At 30.0% G+C, this 20,050-nt stretch carries 21 protein-coding genes and 1 pseudogene; all 22 read left to right on the plus strand.

Translation table 11 applies throughout. The features are described from left to right. Positions 1-21 precede the first annotated feature (21 nt). The 22 genes and pseudogenes from TCEL_RS04300 to topA all read left to right on the plus strand — a co-directional run bounded on the left by TCEL_RS04300 (position 22) and on the right by topA (position 19,979). Positions 22-513 carry a YceD family protein gene (locus tag TCEL_RS04300; RefSeq protein WP_018661503.1) on the plus strand — a complete coding sequence of 164 codons (492 nt, stop codon included), beginning with the start codon at positions 22-24 and terminating at the stop codon, positions 511-513. A 12-nt stretch (positions 514-525) separates the two neighbouring features. Further along, a complete protein-coding gene (gene rpmF / locus TCEL_RS04305; protein ID WP_018661505.1) occupies positions 526-702 on the plus strand; it encodes a 50S ribosomal protein L32 in 177 nt (58 codons plus the stop codon). A 115-nt stretch (positions 703-817) separates the two neighbouring features. Then, positions 818-1,816, plus strand: coding sequence for a phosphate acyltransferase PlsX (plsX, locus tag TCEL_RS04310; protein ID WP_018661507.1), 999 nt, complete (start codon positions 818-820; stop codon positions 1,814-1,816). A gap of 104 nt (positions 1,817-1,920) precedes the next feature. Beyond that, positions 1,921-2,154 carry an acyl carrier protein gene (acpP, locus tag TCEL_RS04315; protein ID WP_018661509.1) on the plus strand — a complete coding sequence of 78 codons (234 nt, stop codon included), beginning with the start codon at positions 1,921-1,923 and terminating at the stop codon, positions 2,152-2,154. Between the two features lie 106 nt (positions 2,155-2,260). After that, positions 2,261-2,968: a ribonuclease III gene (gene rnc, locus TCEL_RS04320; protein WP_018661511.1), complete on the plus strand. Its 708-nt coding sequence runs from the start codon at positions 2,261-2,263 to the stop codon at positions 2,966-2,968. 4 nt (positions 2,969-2,972) lie between these two features. Then, positions 2,973-4,036 (plus strand): annotated as a pseudogene (locus TCEL_RS04325) (elongator complex protein 3). A gap of 74 nt (positions 4,037-4,110) precedes the next feature. Continuing rightward, positions 4,111-4,371, plus strand: coding sequence for a stage V sporulation protein S (locus tag TCEL_RS04330; protein ID WP_018661514.1), 261 nt, complete (start codon positions 4,111-4,113; stop codon positions 4,369-4,371). A 141-nt stretch (positions 4,372-4,512) separates the two neighbouring features. Further along, positions 4,513-8,058, plus strand: a complete 3,546-nt coding sequence (smc, locus tag TCEL_RS04335; RefSeq protein WP_018661516.1) for a chromosome segregation protein SMC — start codon at positions 4,513-4,515, stop codon at positions 8,056-8,058. A 1-nt stretch (position 8,059) separates the two neighbouring features. Continuing rightward, the gene (gene ftsY, locus TCEL_RS04340) at positions 8,060-8,965 is read left to right on the plus strand and encodes a signal recognition particle-docking protein FtsY (RefSeq protein WP_018661518.1); all 906 of its coding nucleotides are present in this window, start codon (positions 8,060-8,062) and stop codon (positions 8,963-8,965) included. Between the two features lie 64 nt (positions 8,966-9,029). Next, on the plus strand, positions 9,030-9,362 hold the full coding sequence (gene ylxM, locus TCEL_RS04345) for a YlxM family DNA-binding protein (protein ID WP_018661520.1): 333 nt from the start codon (positions 9,030-9,032) through the stop codon (positions 9,360-9,362). Positions 9,363-9,377: 15 nt separating this feature from the next. After that, positions 9,378-10,718 carry a signal recognition particle protein gene (gene ffh, locus TCEL_RS04350; RefSeq protein WP_018661522.1) on the plus strand — a complete coding sequence of 447 codons (1,341 nt, stop codon included), beginning with the start codon at positions 9,378-9,380 and terminating at the stop codon, positions 10,716-10,718. A 34-nt stretch (positions 10,719-10,752) separates the two neighbouring features. Continuing rightward, entirely contained in the window at positions 10,753-10,998 is a 246-nt protein-coding gene (rpsP, locus tag TCEL_RS04355) for a 30S ribosomal protein S16 (RefSeq protein ID WP_018661524.1), read from the plus strand. A 15-nt stretch (positions 10,999-11,013) separates the two neighbouring features. Next, positions 11,014-11,241, plus strand: a complete 228-nt coding sequence (locus TCEL_RS04360) for a KH domain-containing protein (protein WP_018661527.1) — start codon at positions 11,014-11,016, stop codon at positions 11,239-11,241. Between the two features lie 53 nt (positions 11,242-11,294). After that, positions 11,295-11,798, plus strand: coding sequence for a ribosome maturation factor RimM (gene rimM / locus TCEL_RS04365; protein WP_018661529.1), 504 nt, complete (start codon positions 11,295-11,297; stop codon positions 11,796-11,798). Then, entirely contained in the window at positions 11,795-12,535 is a 741-nt protein-coding gene (gene trmD, locus TCEL_RS04370) for a tRNA (guanosine(37)-N1)-methyltransferase TrmD (RefSeq protein WP_018661531.1), read from the plus strand. The genes rimM and trmD overlap by 4 nt, the downstream gene beginning before the upstream one ends. Positions 12,536-12,655: 120 nt before the next feature. Then, entirely contained in the window at positions 12,656-13,003 is a 348-nt protein-coding gene (gene rplS, locus TCEL_RS04375; RefSeq protein ID WP_018661533.1) for a 50S ribosomal protein L19, read from the plus strand. A gap of 71 nt (positions 13,004-13,074) precedes the next feature. Next, positions 13,075-13,944: a ribosome biogenesis GTPase YlqF gene (gene ylqF / locus TCEL_RS04380; RefSeq protein ID WP_018661535.1), complete on the plus strand. Its 870-nt coding sequence runs from the start codon at positions 13,075-13,077 to the stop codon at positions 13,942-13,944. Beyond that, the gene (locus TCEL_RS04385; RefSeq protein WP_018661537.1) at positions 13,934-14,689 is read left to right on the plus strand and encodes a ribonuclease HII; all 756 of its coding nucleotides are present in this window, start codon (positions 13,934-13,936) and stop codon (positions 14,687-14,689) included. The genes ylqF and TCEL_RS04385 overlap by 11 nt, the downstream gene beginning before the upstream one ends. An 8-nt stretch (positions 14,690-14,697) precedes the next feature. Next, the gene (locus TCEL_RS04390; RefSeq protein WP_018661539.1) at positions 14,698-15,057 is read left to right on the plus strand and encodes a YraN family protein; all 360 of its coding nucleotides are present in this window, start codon (positions 14,698-14,700) and stop codon (positions 15,055-15,057) included. A 219-nt stretch (positions 15,058-15,276) separates the two neighbouring features. Further along, positions 15,277-16,797 (plus strand): YifB family Mg chelatase-like AAA ATPase, encoded by a 1,521-nt coding sequence (locus TCEL_RS04395; protein WP_018661541.1) that lies wholly within the window; start codon positions 15,277-15,279, stop codon positions 16,795-16,797. Between the two features lie 39 nt (positions 16,798-16,836). Beyond that, complete coding sequence (gene dprA, locus TCEL_RS04400) at positions 16,837-17,868, plus strand: DNA-processing protein DprA (protein ID WP_198010643.1); 1,032 nt, start codon at positions 16,837-16,839, stop codon at positions 17,866-17,868. A 59-nt stretch (positions 17,869-17,927) separates the two neighbouring features. Then, positions 17,928-19,979, plus strand: a complete 2,052-nt coding sequence (gene topA, locus TCEL_RS04405; protein ID WP_018661545.1) for a type I DNA topoisomerase — start codon at positions 17,928-17,930, stop codon at positions 19,977-19,979. Positions 19,980-20,050: the final 71 nt, after the last annotated feature.

Genomic DNA, 20,050 nt, shown 5'->3' on the forward strand with positions numbered 1-20,050 from the left:
CACTTTGGTTGAGGTGATTTTATGAAAATAGATATTCAGGATTTACTTTCAGGTAAATCCAGTGTAATGGAAATTGATGAAAAAATAGAGTTAAGTACATTTGATTTTAACAAAAATGAGTATAAGTTTGATGGGCCCATACATATAAAGGGTAATATTACGAAGATTGAAGATGGTGTTATTTTTGTAGGTACAATAAATGCACAGGTTATAACAGTTTGTTCAAGGTGCCTTGAAGAAGTAAAACAGAATATGACAATTAGCTTTGAAGAAGAATTTACAAAATCCCATGAGGATTTGGGTTATCAAATAATGGAAACATTTATTGATATCACAAAGCTAATAGAAGACAACCTGTTATTGAATTTACCATTAAAAACATTATGCAGTGAATCCTGTAAAGGATTGTGCCCAGTTTGTGGCACAAATTTAAATAAATCAACTTGTAATTGTGAAACACAAACAATTGATCCAAGATTAGAAAAACTAAAAAACTTTTTTAACCGAGATTAAGGAGGTGTAACTATGGGTAATCCAGCCAGAAGACATTCAAAGTCAAGAAGAGATATGAGAAGAGCACAAACTTGGAAACTTTCAATGCCAGGGATGGTTGAGTGCCCACAATGCCATGAAATGAAACTTGCACATAGAGTATGTGGAAATTGTGGTTACTACAAAAATAGAGTAGTTGTAGAAAAATAAAGAAAGTCTCTTGCAGACTTTCTTTTTTTATTTATTAAAATTTACAGCCAGAATAAAAACTTGAATTTATTTCAAAAAATAGTATACTAAAGATATCAAAGAAAGGAGGGGTATTATGAAGGTTGTAATTGATGCAATGGGAGGAGATAAAGCTCCCTATGAGATAATAAAAGGAGCAGTTGATGCTGCAAGAGAATTAAATGTTGACTTAATACTAGTTGGAAAACAAGAGATAATACAGGAAGAATTAAAAAAGCATAATATAGACGGTTTAAATATAGAAGTGGTTAATGCTACTGAAATTATAGAAAATAATGAATCGCCTACAATGGCAATTAGGAGAAAAAAGGATTCATCACTTGTTGTTGCATTTAAACTTTTAAAGGAAGGCAAGGCAGATGCTTTAGTTTCTGCAGGAAGTACTGGTGCTATTTTGGCTGGAGGTATATTTTTATTAGGAAGAATAAATGGTATAGATAGAGCAGCACTAACTCCAGTTATTCCAGGTAAAAACGGTCCCTTTGTAATTGTGGATGCTGGAGCTAATGCAGATTGTAAGCCAAATAATTTACTTCAATTTGCTTTAATGGGAGAGGTATATGCAAATAAAGTTTTGGGAATTAATAATCCTAAAGTAGCCCTTGCAAATATAGGAGCTGAAGAAGAGAAGGGAAATGAATTAACTAAACAAAGCTATGGAATATTAAAGGAAAACATTAAGGGCTTTGTTGGTAATATTGAAGGCAGAGATATACCAAATGGTGACGTTCAGGTAGTAGTATGTGATGGATTTACAGGTAATATGATTTTAAAGGTATATGAGGGTGTTGCAGCTACTATATTTGATATTTTAAAAAGTGAAATTATGTCCTCAACAATGACTAAAATAGGTGGAATGCTTTTAAAACCTGTATTTAAAAAGTTTAAGAGGAAGTTCGATTATACAGAATATGGAGGAGCAATATTATTAGGTGTTGAGGGTTTAGTAATTAAGGCACATGGAAGTTCAAATGCAAAGGCTTTTAAAAATGCAATAAGGCAGGCTAAAAATGCATTTGATGGTAAAATACTTCAAGATATAAAGGAAGAGTTAAATAGGATTAATAGAGAATAATAATATATAAGTATTCATAATATAAGTTATAGTAGAAATAATTTATGTTGACTCTTTACATAATATGTAATATTATATAGTTGAGTTTGAAGAGAGGTGAACTTATGATATTCGAGAGAGTAAAGGAAAGAATTTCAGAAGTTTTAGGAATAGATCCTGAGGATATAACAATGGAATCATCATTTATTGATGATTTAGGAGCAGATTCACTAGATGTAGTTGAATTAATAATGGCTCTTGAAGATGAATTTGATTTAGAAATACCAGATGAAGAAGCAGAAAAAATTCAAACTGTTGGAGATGTTGTTGAGTACATAAAGGAAAATACTGATTATTAAAAATGGTCCCGATTTATTCGGGGCTTTTAACATATTTCATAAGTTAATTTTACTTTGGTAAGGTTAACTTATGGAATGTGACAAAAACCTTTCTAGGGGGCATTCTATGGATAAGATTAGGAAGAAACAATTAAAGCAGTTAGAAGGTATAATAGATGTTGATTTTGACAATATTGGATTATTAGATATAGCATTAACTCATAGCTCATATGCCAACCAATACAATTTAGGATATAATTCTCATAATGAAAGATTGGAATTTTTAGGCGATTCTGTGTTGAGTTTAATAGTTAGCGAATATTTATTTAAAAAGTTTAAAAATAAACATGAAGGTAAATTAACTAGAATAAGGGCTGCCGTTGTTTGTGAAGCCTCATTGGCAGATGTAGCTAGAAAATTAAGGCTAAATGAATTTTTAAGAATAGGAAAAGGTGAAGAACTAACTGGTGGAAGAGAGAAAGATTCACTTTTAGCTGACTGTTGTGAAGCTTTGATTGCAGCAATCTATTTAGATAGAGGTTATGATAGGGCAAAAAAATTTGTTATTAGAAATCTTGAGGAGAAGATAGAACTATACAGCAATGATATAAATTATAACGATTATAAATCAAAACTACAGGAGTATATACAAAGAGATATGAATAAAAAAATTATATACAAAGTAGCAAATGAATATGGTCCTGACCATAACAAGACGTTTGAGATAAACGTTTATTTAGATGATGTATTATATGGAAAAGGAATAGGAAAGAGCAAAAAAGAAGCTGAACAAAATGCAGCAAAGGAAGCTTTAAGAACATTAGGAGTTGAATAGGAACATGAAGCACTATATTATTCCAATATTTGTACCTCATAAAGGATGTCCTCATGATTGTATATTTTGCAATCAAAAAAAATAACTGGACAAATTAAAGATATAACTCCAGAGGATGCAGATAATATAATAAAACAGCATTTATCAACAATAAAAAGAGAAGATTCATATATTGAGGTATCCTTTTTTGGAGGAAGTTTTACAGCTATAGAGATAGACAAACAAAATGAACTTTTAGAAGTATCAAAAAAATATTTAGATATGGGTTTAATAGATGCAGTAAGATTGTCTACAAGACCGGATTATATAGATGATAATATTTTGACTAATTTAAAAAAATATGGAGTAAAAAATATCGAGTTAGGTGTACAGTCGATGGATGATGAAGTTTTAAAAAAACTGTGTAGGGGGCATACAAGCTTTGATGTTGTTAGAGCATCTATCTTAATTAAAAAATATGGATTTAATCTAGGATTACAAATGATGGTAGGGGCATATGGGGACACATATGAAAAGGATATATATACAGCAAATAAAATAGTTGAACTTAGGCCAAACTTTGTGAGGATTTATCCTACTTTAGTTATTAAGGATACTTATTTGGAAGTATTATATAAGAGTGGAATGTATAAACCTTTAGAATTAGATGAGGCAGTAAAAATTTGCAAAGAATTATATAAAATATTTTATAAAAATGAAATATACATATTAAGAATAGGTCTTCAGGCATCAGAGGAATTAACTTTGGGAAAAAGCGTTATAGCAGGGCCGTTTCATCCGGCCTTTAGAGAATTGGTTGAATCAAGCATTTTAAATGAAATGATATATAGCATAATAAAAAACGATTTTAGTGAAGCTTCAAATTTGGAATTGCAGGTTAACCAGCAGACATTGTCAAAAATTTATTCAGATAAAAAGAGATATTTTAACGACTTATTAAGACAAATTTCTAATAAAATTATAAAAATCAAACAAAACCAAGCTTTAAATACATTTGAAATCTTGTTAAAAACAAATGAAAAATGTAAAAAGATGTCGTTATTTGAATATATTATTTCACAATGTTAAGGAAGGATTTTCTTACTCCATATAGAATATTAAATTTATAAATGTATTTTGTCTATATGGAGGAGGAGTCGAACATGGAAGTTTTAAAGGTATCAGCTCAATCTCAACCAAAGGCTGTAGCAGGAGCTTTAGCAGCTACATTAAGAGAAAAGGCAAGTGCAGAAATTCAAGCGATAGGTGCAGGTGCTGTAAACCAAGCAATTAAAGCAATTGCAATAACAAGAGGTTTTGTTGCACCTAATGGTATAGACCTTGTTGTTATACCTGCTTTTTCAGAAGTAGAAATTGATGGTGAAGAAAGAACAGCTATAAAGTTTATAGTTGAACCTAGATAAAAGGCTTGGCATTTGCCAAGTCTTTTTACTTAAATCTATCTTTTTCTACTTTGCTTGACACCCATTTATATCAACAATTAAAATAAATATGATAATTATATATAAAAGCTTAAAAGCTTTTATAGAGAAAGGGTGTCTAGATTGTATTTAAAACGAATTGAGATGAAGGGATTTAAGTCGTTTGCTGATAAAATAGAATTGGATTTTAATAGTGGTATAACAGCAATTGTTGGCCCTAATGGAAGTGGTAAAAGTAACATATCAGATGCTATAAGATGGGTTTTAGGTGAGCAAAGTGCAAAAACCTTAAGAGGAGCAAAAATGGAGGATGTTATTTTTGCAGGAACGGAAACAAGAAAACCTCTAGGTTGTGCTGAAGTATCCCTTACTATAGATAATTCTGATAATATAATACCAATAGAGTATACAGAGATAACTGTAACAAGAAGGCTATATCGTTCAGGTGAAAGTGAATATTTAATAAATAATACCCCTTGTCGTTTAAAGGATATACAGGAAATATTTATGGATACTGGTATAGGGAAAGATGGGTATTCCTTGATTGGACAAGGTAGAGTGGATGAGATTCTAAGTACTCGTTCTGAAGATAGAAGAAACCTTTTTGAAGAGGCTGCAGGTATAGTTAAATATAAGACTAGAAAATTAGAGGCAGAAAGAAAATTAGAGAATACAAGACAGAACCTTGTAAGAATAGATGATATAATTTCAGAATTAGAGGGACAAATAGAACCTTTAAAACAACAATCAGAGGTAGCTAAAAAATATTTAGCGTATAGGGAAGAATTAAAAGAGTTAGAGATAAATTTAATATTGAATAACTATAGTGAAGCAAGAGATAGATACAAGAAGATAGAATTAGATTTAGAGGAGATGGAAAAATCTAAACAAGAAGAAGAAAATAGAAAACTAAAACTTAAAAATGAAGTCGCAAGTATAAAACAAGAGTTATATAAGGTTGATCAAGAAATAGAGAAAATTTCTGCAAATAGATTGGATTTAGAAAAAAATCAGGAAATTAAGCAGGGAGAAATAAAGGTTTTAAATGAAAGATATGCAAATTTCATAAATGAAATAGATAGGATTAAAAATGAAATATCAAATATAAGAGAATATATAAGTGAAATAGATGAAAGTATAGAAGCATTAGACCAAGATAATACTGAACTTTTAAGTGAAATTCAAAATATAAAACAAGAAATAGATAAGTTAGAAAAGGATTATAATAGTTTGAATAAAAAGTATATTCAAGTTGAAGGTGAAATAGAAGAAAAGAAATCTACTCTGCTTCAAATATTAAATGAAATTTCACAAGAAAAAAATAGGATTAATTCTTTTGAGATAACACTACAAAATTTTAATAGAAGAAGGGAACAATTAAATTTAATAAGAAATCAAAAGGAAGAAGATCTAAAGGCTGTAAAAAAAGAAAAAGAATCTAATGATAGCTCACTAAGAAATTTAAATGACAAAAAAAATAATTCTTTAGATTTATTAAATAGCGTTGTAGAACAGATAAATTTACTAGATAGTGAGGAAAAAAGATATACAGCAGAAAGAAATAATATAATTTCAGAATTAAAATCTAAAGAAGCTAGGTATAATGCTTTGGTTTCAATGGAAAATGAACTTGAAGGATTTAATAAGGCAACAAAATATATATTAACAAATTATAAAGAAAATGTAGGTGTATTAGGAGCAATATCAGATATTATTAAGGTTCCAAAGGGATATGAGACTGCTATAGAAATAGCTTTAGGTGCAGCTATCCAAAATATTGTTGTAAAGGATGAAAATATAGCTACAAAATTAATTGATATATTGAAGAAAAACAATATTGGAAGAGTTACATTTTATCCATTAACTACAGTAAGATATAAACCTATTACTTTAGATGAAAAAGTTAAAGTAATGGCTGGTTATTTAGGATTAGCCAATGAAATTGTATCTTATGACGAATTATATACTAACGTTGTTGGCAACATATTAGGTAGAATTATTATTTGTGATAACTTGGAAAATGCTAAAAGGCTTGCAAAGGAGATTGATTATTCATATAGAATTGTAACTCTTGAGGGTGATGTAATAAATGCAGGAGGTAGCTTTACGGGGGGAAGTGTAGGTAGAACGTCAGGAATTTTTACAAGAAAAAACGAGATTGAGGAACTAAAGGGCAATATTTATGTTTTAAATCAAAAAATAGGTGAGTTAGATACAAATATAAATAAAATCAAAGAAAGTATAAGTAATTATCATTTAAAAAGGAATCAGTTGGAATTAGAAATTAAAGAAGTAGAGCGTGAAATACAGATACTGTTAGGTAAACAGTTGTTTTATGAAAAACAAATTGAAGAAATAAATAAAAACATTATAGATATTGATATAGAATTAGAACAAATACAAATTGAAACAGATAAGCTAAATAAGCAATTAGAAGAAAAAAATAGCAATTTAACAACACTTGAAGAAAAACAAGAATATATACAAAAAAATATTGATGAAGTACAGTTGAGTATAAAGGACTTACAAGTAAATAGAGATGTTATATATAAAGAACTTACGGATAAACGAATTGTCTATGCTGAAAAGAATAAGATTTTGGAAGGGATAAATGAAAGAAGAAGACAGCTAGAAAAGGAAAAAAATAATTATAACAATAGAATAGTAAACTATGAACTTGAAATAGAAAACTTAAATAAAAAAATAGATCAAACAAAAGAAACTATAAAACAGAATTTAGTTGAGTTACAAAAATATGCTGAGGATATAATTAAAATAAAAGAGGAATATTATTCATTTGAACAGAAGAAAAAGGAGAATACAGATATATTACAATCAAAAGAAAAAGAAATTTCAGCAGTAGATGAAAATATAACATCAATAATTAACACCATCCATAAATTAGAATTATCTAAAAACAAATTAGAAAATGAAATGGAAGTATTAACTAATAAACTATGGGATGAATATGAAATTACTATCCCTCAAGCAATTAAGTACAAAAAGGATTTAGGAAACATATCAGAAATATCAAAAAAGGTTAATATACTAAAATCAAATATAAGAGCTTTAGGAGATGTAAATGTAAATTCTATAGAAGAATACAAAAGAGTAATAGAAAGATATAACTTCTTAAAGCAACAAAGAGAAGACTTAGTAAATGCAGAAAAGTCTCTTGTTGGTATAATAAATGATATGGTTGCAAAGATGACAGAGCAATTTAAATACAATTTTAGAATCATAAGAGAAAACTTCAATACAACCTTTAGGGAGTTGTTTGGAGGAGGATATGCAGATTTAAGGCTTGATGGGGAGGATGTTTTAAACTCAGGTATAGAAATAATTGTACAGCCACCAGGTAAAAAATTACAATCACTTTCTCTTCTATCAGGAGGAGAAAGAGGCCTTGCTGCAATAGCGCTTATATTTGCAATTTTAAAGATGAAGCCAACTCCATTCTGTGTACTTGATGAAATAGAAGCTGCACTAGATGATGCAAATGTAAATAGATATGCTGAATTCTTAAAGGGTTATTCAGAAAAAACTCAGTTTATAATAATAACTCACAGAAAGGGTTCAATGGCTGTTGCTGATACACTTTATGGAGTAACAATGGAGGAAAAGGGAGTTTCAAAGGTAGTTTCATTAAAATTAAAGGGAGGAAATTAATATGTCTTGGTTTGAAAAACTAAAACAAGGTCTTACAAAAACAAGAAATGTAATTAATGACAAGGTTGATGCTCTATTATCCTTTACAAAAACAATAGATGAAGAGCTTTATGAGGAACTTGAGGAGATTTTAATTACATCTGATGTTGGTGTAAATACTACTATGAAGATTATTGAACAATTAAGAAAGAAAGTTAAGGAAAATAGAGTTGATGATCCAGCTAAAGTTAAGGAGTTATTAAAACAAATTATCGCAGATATTTTAGATAATGAAAGTGAATCAGTCATTCCAAAATCTATACCTGCAGTATATATAGTGGTTGGTGTTAATGGAGTTGGTAAGACTACTTCAATTGGAAAGATGGCACACTATTTAAAGCAAAAAGGTTATAAGGTAATGTTAGCTGCAGCAGATACTTTTAGGGCAGCAGCTATTGATCAGTTGGAAGTTTGGGCAAGAAGAAGTGGAGTAGATATAATAAAGCATCAAGAGGGTGCAGATCCTGCCGCAGTTGTCTTTGATGCAATACAAGCAGCAAAGGCAAGAAAGGTAGATATATTAATTTGTGATACTGCTGGTAGACTTCATAATAAGAAGAATTTAATGGAGGAGCTAAGAAAAATAAATAGAATAATAGAGCGAGAATATCAAGAAGCATATAAGAGGACATTTTTAGTTCTAGATGCAACAACAGGGCAAAATGCATTAAATCAAGCTAAAGAGTTTATGAATGTTGCAAATGTTAATGGATTGATTTTGACTAAATTAGATGGTACTGCCAAGGGAGGCGTTGTTATTTCAATTGCAAATGAATTAAATATACCAGTTACAATGATAGGTGTTGGAGAAGGAATAGATGATTTACAGGAGTTTAATCCAAAGGAATTTGCCGATGCAATTTTATGATGTTAAGTAAAAATACTTGACACATTTAATTTATTTTGTTATTATCATTTAGGGATGTGCAATTATGGATAAGTTAAGCTATATTGTCTTATTATTAGATTTTTATAGAAATCTTTTAACTGAAAAACAAAGAGATATTATGTCAAGACATTACGAAGAGGATATGTCTTTGGCTGAAATAGCTGAAGAATATGGGATATCAAGGCAAGCAGTACATGATATAATAAAGAGAAGTGAAAAAATATTAATTGATTATGAAAATGAGCTAGGATTAGTCGACAGGTTTTTAAAACAAAAACAAGAGCTAATAAAGATAAAAGAACTTCTTAGTAAATATGAAGAAAATGAAGACATTAAAAAATCAATTGAAATTCTTAATAAGCTTTTAGATATATGATTGGGAGGTCATTTTATGGCTTTTGAAGGGCTTACGTCTAAGCTTCAAGAAACATTTAAAAAGTTAAGGGGTAAGGGTAAATTAACTGAAAAAGACGTAAAAGATGCAATGCGTGAAGTTAAATTAGCCCTTCTTGAAGCTGATGTTAATTATAAAGTAGTAAAAGATTTTATAAGCAGTGTTTCAGAAAGAGTAGTTGGAGCAGAGGTAATGGAGAGCTTAACTCCAGCTCAACAAGTCATTAAAATTGTTAATGACGAATTAATTAAATTAATGGGAAGCACCGAAAGTAAGTTAAGACATTCTAATACTCCTCCAACTGTAATCATGCTTGTAGGTCTACAGGGTGCAGGTAAGACAACTATGGCTGCTAAGTTGGCACTACATTTAAAGAAACATAATAAAAAGCCACTTCTTGTAGCAGCTGACGTGTATAGACCTGCAGCAATTAAACAGTTGCAAATACTTGGTAATCAGATAGATGTTCCAGTATTTAGTTTAGGCGATAAAGTAAATCCTGTTGATATAGCTAAGGCAGGAATAGAAAGTGCAAAAAAACAAGAACGTGATTATGTAATAATAGATACAGCAGGACGACTCCATATAGATGAAGAATTAATGCAGGAGTTAAAAAATATAAAGGAAGAGGTTAATCCTACTGAAATCTTATTAGTAGTTGATGCAATGACTGGTCAAGATGCGGTTAATGTTGCAGAACATTTTAATAACAATTTAAATATTACAGGTGTCATCTTGACTAAGTTAGATGGTGATACAAGAGGCGGTGCTGCAATATCAGTAAAGGCAGTTACTAATACGCCTATTAAGTTTGTAGGTACTGGTGAAAAGCTTAATGACTTTGAGATATTCTATCCTGATAGAATGGCCTCAAGAATACTAGGAATGGGAGATATTTTAAGCCTAATAGAAAAGGCACAAGAGGCTATAGATGAGAAAAAGGCTGCTGAACTTGAGAAAAAGATACTTAGCCAAGAGTTTACTCTTGAGGATTTCTTAGAACAAATGCAACAAATGAAAAAGATGGGGCCATTAAAGGATTTAATAAAAATGATACCTGGCGTAGATGTTTCTAAATTAGGTGATATGGAAGTTAATGAAAAAGAGCTTCTACATGCAGAAGCAATTATAAAGTCAATGACAAAGGAAGAGAGAAGAAATCCATCAATAATAAATGCTAGTAGAAAAAAGAGAATTGCTAAGGGTTCAGGAACAAGTATTCAAGAAGTAAATAAATTATTAAATGGGTTTGAACAGGCAAGAAAGATGATGAAACAGTTTGGAGATTTACAAAAAAATATGAAAAAAGGGAAATTTAAATTTCCTTTCTTTAAATAAATCTTGACAACAAGTATTGTAAGGAGGTGAAAATATGGCAGTAAAGATCAGATTAAGAAGAATGGGTGCTAAGAAGGCTCCTTTCTACAGAATAGTTGTTGCTGATTCAAGATCACCAAGAGATGGTAGATTTATTGAAGAAATAGGATACTACAATCCAATTGCTGAGCCAGCTGATATAAAGATTGATGTTGAAAATGCTAAGAAGTGGTTAGCAAATGGAGCTCAACCATCAGATACAGTAAAGCGTCTATTCAAGATTGCTGGTGTTATAGAGTAATGGAGGTGGATTACCATGAAGGAATTGGTTGAGGTAATCGCCAAGTCACTTGTTGATAACCCTGATAAGGTTCAGGTAAATGAAATTTCAGGTGAGCAATCAGTTATAATAGAATTAAAGGTTGCTCCTGAAGATATGGGAAAAGTAATTGGAAAGCAAGGAAGAATTGCTAAGGCCATTAGAACTGTTGTTAAGGCTGCAGCAATTAAAGAGAATAAAAGAGTAATAGTGGAAATAATATAAATAAAAAGAGTTAGGATATCCTAACTCTTTTTAACATAAAAGGGTGTGATAGAATGAAACAATATCTTAAGGTTGGTCAAATAATTAATACTCATGGTATAAAGGGTGAAGTAAAGGTATACCCTTTAACTGATGATATCAAAAGATTTAGTAAACTAAAGTTTGTTTTTATTAAAAAAGATGAAAATTATAATAAAGTAAACGTTGAAGGGGTAAAATACTTTAAAAATCTTGTTATTTTAAAGCTAGAAGGAATAGATAATATGACAGAGGCTGAAAAATATAAAAGGGTATATCTTTATGTAGATAGAGAAAATGCTGTAGAACTAGAAGAAGATACTTATTTCATTGCAGATCTTATTGGATTAGATGTTTATACTCTAGAGGGTGAATATTTAGGAAAAATAACAGATGTGTTTAGCACAGGAAGTAATGACGTATATGAAATAAAGAAGGATAAAAAGAGTATATTAATACCAGCAATCAAAGATGTTGTTAAGGAAGTAGATATTGATAATTCCGTTATGAAAATTAATTTATTAGAGGGATTAAGATGAAATTTGATGTACTTACGCTTTTTCCAGAAATGTTTGAAGCACTAAATCATAGTATTTTAAAAAAGGCTCAGGAAAAAAATATAATACAAATTAATGTTACAAATATAAGAGATTTTGCCTATAACAAGCATAAAAAAGTGGATGATTATCCTTATGGCGGCGGAGCAGGTATGGTAATGCAACCTGAGCCTATTTATAATGCTGTAGATTACATTGTTGAAAAGTATGGATATAAACCATACACAGTTATTATGTCTCCAAGAGGAAAAAGGTTTGAACAGAGGGACGCCAAAAGGCTTGTAGAAAAAGAGCATATTTTAATGATATGTGGACATTATGAAGGTATTGATGAGAGAGTGTTAAATATAGTTGATGAAGAAATTTCAATTGGAGATTTTGTTTTAACTGGAGGAGAAATAGCCTCAATGGCAATAATTGACTGCATAAGTCGTTTGGTTCCGGGTGTTCTTCAGAAACAACAGAGTTATGAAGATGAGTCTTTTTATGATGGACTTTTAGAATATCCTCAATATACAAGACCAGAAGAATTTAGAGGTATGAGAGTTCCAGAAGTTTTATTGTCTGGTCATCATGAAAATATCAGAAAATGGAGAAAATATCAATCTTTAAAAATTACATATGAAAGAAGACCAGACCTTTTGAAAAATAAAACATTAACTAAGGAAGAACAGGAAATGCTTAATGATATAATTAAACAAAATATGAGTCTAAAGTAAAAAAATATGTAAAAATATTGTTGAACTATTTAATTATGTATGATATAATAATCGTTGTGTAAAAACGGGCGTTCCTCTGAAAAACTCATGAACGTCTAGGATAAAGGGAGGTAAAAGGACATGGATATCATTAGAGCTATTGAAGCAGAACAACTTAGAAATGATCTTCCAAACTTTGGACCTGGGGATACTGTAAGAGTACATGTTAAGGTTAAGGAAGGAAACAGAGAAAGAATCCAAGTTTTTGAAGGAATCGTATTAAAGAGACAAAATGGTGGAATTAGAGAAACATTTACAGTAAGAAAGATTGCTTACGGTGTAGGTGTTGAGAGAACATTCCCAGTTCACTCACCAATGATTGATAAGATTGAAGTTGTAAGAAGAGGTAAGGTAAGAAGAGCTAAGCTTTACTACCTAAGAAAGAGAGTAGGAAAGGCTGCAACAAAGGTAAAAGAAATTATGGACTAATGGGGCTGATTATCAGTCCCATTTTACTTTTATTGGATCTTTTTGTATAATTGCTGTGGAGGTGATAAAAATTGAATATACAATGGTATCCTGGTCATATGGTAAAAACTAAAAGGCAAATAGAGGAGAGTTTAAAGGTAATAGATGTTGTAATTGAACTTCTTGATGCTAGAATTCCAATAAGTAGTAAGAACCCTGATATAGATGAGTTAATTAAAAATAAGCCTAAGGTAATTATTTTAAATAAGTGTACTCTAGCAGATGAAAATGTAACAAGAGAATGGATAAAGCACTTTAAAAATAAAGGAATACTAGCTATTGAAGTAGATTCAATGTCTGGTAAGAATATAAATAAGGTTTTTCCAATAGTTAAAGAATCAGTAAAGGACAAATTTGAAAGAAAAATAGCAAAGGGTATTGTAGGTAGGCCTATACGTGCACTTGTTGTTGGTATTCCTAATGTAGGTAAATCATCATTCATAAATAAAATTTCAAACAAGTCTAGTGCAAAGACTGGTGATCTACCAGGAGTTACAAGGTCTAAGCAATGGATTAAGGTAAATAAAGAGTTTGAACTATTAGATACACCTGGTATATTATGGCCAAAGTTTGAAGATGAAAAAGTTGCATTACATTTATCCTATACAAAATCAATAAAGGAAGAAATATTGGATATAGAACAATTAGCAGTTAAGTTTATAGATGAGATGAAGCAAAAGTTTCCAAAGTCATTGACAGAAAGATATAAAATAGATGTGACAAAACCATCTATAGATATTTTAAACGACATAGGAAGAAAAAGAGGATGTATTGTTTCGGGTGGAGAAGTTGATACACTTAGAGCAGCCAATATATTGTTTGAAGATTTTAGAACTGCTAAACTAGGAAAAATTTCATTAGAGACTCCAAAGGATGAAATAGAGGTGGAAAATGAAAATTAAAGAGCTAGAAGAATTAATAAAGAATGCATCATTTGAAGAATTTGAAAAAATAAAAAATCAGTATTATGATTTAAATAACAAATCATTAGTTAAGCTATTTGATAGATATGAAAAGAAAATAAAAAAAGAACTATTATTAATAGAAGAGTACGAAAAGAGAACAGAATATGAAAGATCTTTATTAGAAAAGGGATATAAATTTATTGCAGGGGTTGATGAAGTAGGAAGAGGACCATTAGCTGGCCCAGTTTATGCAGCAGCTGTAATACTTGATTTAAAAAAGCCAATTTATGAAATAAAAGATTCTAAAAAATTGTCACATAATAAAAGAAAAGAGCTATCTGAAAAAATAAAACAAAATTGTATTGCATATTCAATTGCTTATGCAACAGAAAAGGAAATAGATGAATTAAATATACTTAATGCTACCAAATTAGCTATGAAGAGGGCAATAGAATCCTTAAAAATAAAACCAGATTATGTTCTAATTGATGCAGTATCTTTAGACATTGATATTGAATATAGCTCTATTATAAAAGGAGATGATGTGTCTGCATCAATAGGTGCAGCTTCAATTATTGCAAAAGTTGAGAGAGATGAATTTATGGATTCTATAGCTAAGAAATATACTTTATACGGGTTTGAAAAAAATAAAGGATATGGTACAAAGGATCATATAGAAGCAATTAAACTATATGGGCCTTGTGAGATACATAGAAGGAGTTTTTTAAAAAATATATTATAGGTGATAATATGAATAAAAGGGTATTGGGTGAGTTTGGTGAGAAGGCAGCTAGACAGTTTTTGTTAAATAATGGGTATAAGATTATAGATTTTAATTATAGAAATAAATATGGTGAAATTGATATTATAGCAGAACAAAATGACAGTATTGTTTTCATAGAAGTTAAAACCAGAAGTTCAAATAGATATGGTTTTCCCTGTGAAGCTGTCGACTACAGGAAACAAGATAAAATTAAAAAGGTGGCGTTAGGATATTTAAATGAAAGATGTATAAAGAGGAAATTTATTAGATTTGATGTAGTGGAAGTATATATTGAAAGAACAGGAGAAAATATAAGTAAAATTAATATAATAAAGGATGCATTTTAAAGGCTGCATAAAAACATTCCGATTTTAATGTTTATTCATAAAAGGAATGTTTTTATGCAGTTTTTTATTTAGAGGGAATTACTCTAATATAATGTTTATATGCTATAGAGACATAAATACTTTACGTGTCTTTTACATTAAACTATCCTATTTTATTGATTAAATATAAAAAATAAGGATATAATTAACAATAAATTATTTATGTATAGGGGGAAAACTATGATAAGTAGAGTTAACTCTATTTGTTTAATGGGAATGGATGGATATGTAATTGATATTGAAGTGGATATACAAACAGGGTTACCTACGTTTAATATGGTTGGACTTCCGGATGCGGTTATAAAGGAGTCAAAGGAAAGAGTTAAAAGTGCAATAAAAAATTCATATTTAGAGTTTCCAAGAGGAAAGGTTTTAGTTAATTTTGCACCAGCAGCGCTAAAAAAAGAAGGTAATCATTTAGATTTGCCTATAGCTGTCTCCATTTTAAAGGCAAATGATCAAATAAAAGCAGATTTAAATGGAGATATTTTTATTGGTGAGTTGGCTTTAAATGGTGAAATACGTAGTGTAAAAGGTATACTTCCTATGATAATTGAAGCTAGATCAAAAGGTTTTAAGAGGGCGTTTATCCCAATAGATAATGTTAATGAAATAAAAATGATAGATGGCATTGACATATATGCAGTAAATGATTTAAAGGAATTGATCCATTTTTTAAATTCAGAAATACAAATTGATAAGGTTGAAAATATAAAATATGATGTAAAGAGTGCAAAACATAATGTTGATTTTAATGAAGTTAAAGGACATAGTTTTGCAAAAAGAGCTGTTGAAATTGCAGCAGCAGGCTTTCATAACATTTTAATGTATGGTCCTCCTGGTTCAGGGAAAACTATGATAGCTCAAAGAATACCTACAATACTTCCATATTTAACATATGAAGAAAGTCTTGAAGTATCAAAGGTTTACAGTATAGTAGGTGGGCTTAAGGATACAGACATGATATTTTTACCTCCCTTTAGGAATCCACATGTCAATGTTTCGACAAACTCACTCATTGGAGGAGGTACTGTTCCAATACCTGGTGAAGTTTCCTTGGCACATAATGGCGTTTTATTTTTAGATGAATTTACTGAATTTAAAAAGGAAAGCTTGGAGGCATTAAGGCAACCACTTGAGGATGGCGTTGTTACCATTTCAAGAGTTAAGGCAAAATATACATTTCCAGCTAGATTTATGCTTGTTGCTGCAATGAATCCATGTCCATGTGGTTATTATGGTTCAAATATAAAGGAATGTAAGTGTACAGAAATACAGATTAAAAATTATTTATCGAGAATTTCAGGTCCTATTTTAGATAGAATAGATATACATATAGAGCTTAATCCAGTAAAATTTGAAGAGTTAAATAGTGATGATAAAGAGATAAGCTCTGCAGAAATTTTAGAGAGAGTTATCAAGGCAAGGTATATTCAAAAAGAGAGGTTTAAAGGCGAAGGAATTTTGTACAATTCTCATATGAAATCAAAACATATTAAAAAGTATTGTAAGTTAGATAAAGATGCAGAGTCTATTTTAGAAAGTGCATATAAAAAATACAATATGACAACAAGATCATATACTAAAATTTTAAAGATTTCACGTACTATTGCTGATTTGGATAATAGTGAAATAATTGGACTTAAGCATATTGCAGAGGCACTCCAATATAGAAAATTAGATGGAACTTTAATTAAATAGGTGATTAATATGAATAACGTGTATGAGTTGTGGTTTTTTATGCTCAAAATTAATAGAAAAAAGAAGCTGGATATACTTAAAATAGTAAATCCAGAGGAATTATATAAAATGAAAATAGATGAGACAATCAATATGGGTATAGATTTTATAACTGCTGAATATATTTCAAAAAATAAGAGTCTAGAAGAGGTTCAAAATTTACAAAAATATTTAAAGAGTAAAAATATAAATTTTTTATTTTACAATAGTGAATTTTATCCACAAACATTGAAATATATTGAAGATGCACCAATAGGACTATTTTATATGGGTAATATTAATTTCCCTAATAATTTATTAGCAATTGTAGGATCAAGAAAGGCCACAAGTTATGGTAAAACTACAGCATATAAAATGAGCTATGAATTATCAAAATATGAAATTGGAATAGTAAGTGGAATGGCAAGAGGAATTGATACAGAAGCACATTTGGGGTCATTAGATGCAGGTGGATATACAATTGCTGTTTTGGGGTCAGGGTTTGATAATATATATCCTAAGGAAAATATAAAATTATTAAATAGGATTATAGATAACGGATGTGTTTTAACAGAGTATTTACCAAATATTAAACCGTATGGTTATAATTTCCCAGAAAGAAATAGAATAATAAGTGGGTTATCAAAGGCTGTTTTGGTTGTAGAAGCAAGTATTAACAGTGGTTCAATGATTACAGTTAACTGTGCTTTAGAACAAGGAAAAGATGTATATGCAATCCCAGGTGATATCTATAAGGAGACAAGTAGAGGATGTAATAAATTAATTAAAGAAGGGGCAAAGTTAATTGATTCAGTTGATGATATTTTGTATGAATTCGGAATAAGAGCAGAAAATAGTCAATATAATATAGAATTAGATGAGTGTGAGCAAAGGATATTGGAGTGTATCAGTGAGGGAAAAATTACATTTGAACAGATAAAAAATAAGTGCAAAATGGAAACAAGTTTTCTATTGACTAAATTGACTTTGTTAGAATGTAGAGGAATTATTAAAAGATTATATGGGGGAAATTATGTTCTTTTAAAATCTTGATTTTATTAAATTTTCTGTTATAATACATTTATTGCTAAATAGTTACTGGAGGTGTTAGAATGGCTCAATCTTTGGTAATAGTTGAGTCACCTGCAAAAGCAAAAACAATAGGGAAGTTTTTAGGTAAAGGATATAAAATTGCAGCTTCAATGGGTCATGTTAGAGATTTGCCTAAAAGTCAATTAGGCGTTGATATAGATAATAATTATGAACCTAAATATATAACTATAAGAGGAAAAGGTAAGCTTCTTGAGGAGTTAAAAAAAGAAGCAAAAAAATGTGACAAAGTATTTCTTGCAACAGACCCAGATAGGGAGGGAGAGGCTATATCTTGGCACCTTGCCACCATTCTGGGCCTTAATTTTGATGAAGAGTGCAGGATTGAGTTCCATGAAATAACTAAGAAGGCTTTAAGTGAAGCGATAAAGCATCCAAGAAGGATTAATATGAATCTTGTGAATGCACAGCAAGCTAGAAGAGTTTTAGATAGACTAGTTGGTTACGAAATCAGCCCAATTCTTTGGAAAAAAATAAAATGGGGTTTATCTGCAGGTAGAGTACAATCTGTGGCTGTTAAACTTATATGTGAAAGAGAACAGGAAATTAAAAACTTTATTCCTGAAGAGTATTGGTCAATTACAGCAAAGCTTAAAAATAAAAATAAGCAATTTGAAGCAAAATTTTATGGCAAGGGAAAAGAAAAAATTGAGCTTAAGAACAAGGAACAAGTGGATGAAATATTACATAATCTAAAGGATTCAAGATTTATTGTTTCAAATATAAAAAAGCAGGAAAAGAAAAAGAGCCCTATGCCACCATTTACAACTAGTACATTGCAACAAGAAGCATTTAAAAAATTAAATTTTACAACTAAAAAGACAATGTCAGTTGCACAACAATTGTATGAAGGTATCGACATTTCAGGCGAAGGTACAGTGGGTTTAATTACATATATGAGAACAGATTCAGTAAGAGTGTCAGAAGAAGCACAAAAAGAGGCTAGGGAATATATTACAACGAATTTTGGATTAGAATATGTTCCTAAGACAATAAAGAGCTATAAAACAAAAGGAAATGCACAGGATGCACATGAGGCAATAAGGCCTACATCGGTTTTTAGACATCCTGATGCAATTAAGGATTCTTTAACTAATGATCAATATAAACTTTACAGTTTAATTTGGAATAGATTCATAGCAAGCCAAATGTCTGATGCTGTATATGATACAACATCAGTTGACATAACAGCAGGTGACTATTTATTTAAAGTTAGCGGAAGTATATTGAAATTTAATGGATATTTATCAGTATATCAAACAGATGATGAAGAACAAGAAACAAAACTTCCTGAACTTCAATTAAATGATATATTAACACTTGTAAATATTGATAGTAAACAACATTTTACACAACCACCATCAAGATATACTGAAGCTACATTAGTTAAAGTTTTAGAAGAAAAAGGTATTGGAAGACCTAGTACATATGCACCTATTATTAGCACAATTTTAGAACGTGGGTATGTCGAAAAAGATAAAAAATTTTTAGTACCAACTGATTTAGGAATAATTGTAACTGAGTTATTAAATGAAAACTTTAAAGATATAGTAGATGTTGAGTTTACTGCTGAAATGGAAAAAAAATTAGACCAAATAGAAGAAGGCGTTGAAAACTGGGTTGAAGTAGTTGATTCATTCTTTAAGCCTTTAAAAAGGCAGATTGAACTAGCAGAGCAAAATATTTCAAAAATAACACTTGAGGAAAAGGTTGAGGTTACAGATGTTATTTGTGAAAAATGTGGTAGAAACATGGTTGTAAAGAAGAGTAAGTATGGTAAATTTTTAGCGTGTCCTGGTTATCCAGAATGTAAAAACACAAAACCCATTGTTGACGAAATAGATGTTAATTGTCCATTATGTGGAGGTAAAGTGGTTATAAAGAAGAGTAAAAAAGGTAAAGTTTTTTATGGATGTAGTAACTTCCCAGAATGTAATTTTGTAAGCTGGGATAAACCAACAAACGAAAAATGTCCAAAATGTGGTCAAATTTTATATGAAAAAAATGTTAAAGGCGAAAAAAAGCTAGTATGCATAAACAAAAATTGCAAATAATAAAATCAGAAAAATTGTACAAATTTAATTGTCAATTTTAAAAAATATGTCGAAAAATATAAAAAAATTGT

Source organism: Thermobrachium celere DSM 8682 (assembly GCF_000430995.1).
GTDB classification, from domain to species: domain Bacteria; phylum Bacillota; class Clostridia; order Clostridiales; family Caloramatoraceae; genus Thermobrachium; species Thermobrachium celere.

Coding starts and splice junctions, on each gene's coding strand:
- rplS (WP_018661533.1), top strand. CDS start 12,656: ATGGATATCATTAGAGCTATTGAAGCAGAACAACTTAGAAATGATCTT.
- ylxM (WP_018661520.1), top strand. CDS start 9,030: ATGGATAAGTTAAGCTATATTGTCTTATTATTAGATTTTTATAGAAAT.
- plsX (WP_018661507.1), top strand. CDS start 818: ATGAAGGTTGTAATTGATGCAATGGGAGGAGATAAAGCTCCCTATGAG.
- rpmF (WP_018661505.1), top strand. CDS start 526: ATGGGTAATCCAGCCAGAAGACATTCAAAGTCAAGAAGAGATATGAGA.
- dprA (WP_198010643.1), top strand. CDS start 16,837: ATGCTCAAAATTAATAGAAAAAAGAAGCTGGATATACTTAAAATAGTA.
- TCEL_RS04360 (WP_018661527.1), top strand. CDS start 11,014: ATGAAGGAATTGGTTGAGGTAATCGCCAAGTCACTTGTTGATAACCCT.
- topA (WP_018661545.1), top strand. CDS start 17,928: ATGGCTCAATCTTTGGTAATAGTTGAGTCACCTGCAAAAGCAAAAACA.
- TCEL_RS04390 (WP_018661539.1), top strand. CDS start 14,698: ATGAATAAAAGGGTATTGGGTGAGTTTGGTGAGAAGGCAGCTAGACAG.
- rnc (WP_018661511.1), top strand. CDS start 2,261: ATGGATAAGATTAGGAAGAAACAATTAAAGCAGTTAGAAGGTATAATA.
- trmD (WP_018661531.1), top strand. CDS start 11,795: ATGAAATTTGATGTACTTACGCTTTTTCCAGAAATGTTTGAAGCACTA.
- rpsP (WP_018661524.1), top strand. CDS start 10,753: ATGGCAGTAAAGATCAGATTAAGAAGAATGGGTGCTAAGAAGGCTCCT.
- TCEL_RS04330 (WP_018661514.1), top strand. CDS start 4,111: ATGGAAGTTTTAAAGGTATCAGCTCAATCTCAACCAAAGGCTGTAGCA.
- acpP (WP_018661509.1), top strand. CDS start 1,921: ATGATATTCGAGAGAGTAAAGGAAAGAATTTCAGAAGTTTTAGGAATA.
- rimM (WP_018661529.1), top strand. CDS start 11,295: ATGAAACAATATCTTAAGGTTGGTCAAATAATTAATACTCATGGTATA.
- ffh (WP_018661522.1), top strand. CDS start 9,378: ATGGCTTTTGAAGGGCTTACGTCTAAGCTTCAAGAAACATTTAAAAAG.
- ftsY (WP_018661518.1), top strand. CDS start 8,060: ATGTCTTGGTTTGAAAAACTAAAACAAGGTCTTACAAAAACAAGAAAT.
- TCEL_RS04385 (WP_018661537.1), top strand. CDS start 13,934: ATGAAAATTAAAGAGCTAGAAGAATTAATAAAGAATGCATCATTTGAA.
- TCEL_RS04300 (WP_018661503.1), top strand. CDS start 22: ATGAAAATAGATATTCAGGATTTACTTTCAGGTAAATCCAGTGTAATG.
- TCEL_RS04395 (WP_018661541.1), top strand. CDS start 15,277: ATGATAAGTAGAGTTAACTCTATTTGTTTAATGGGAATGGATGGATAT.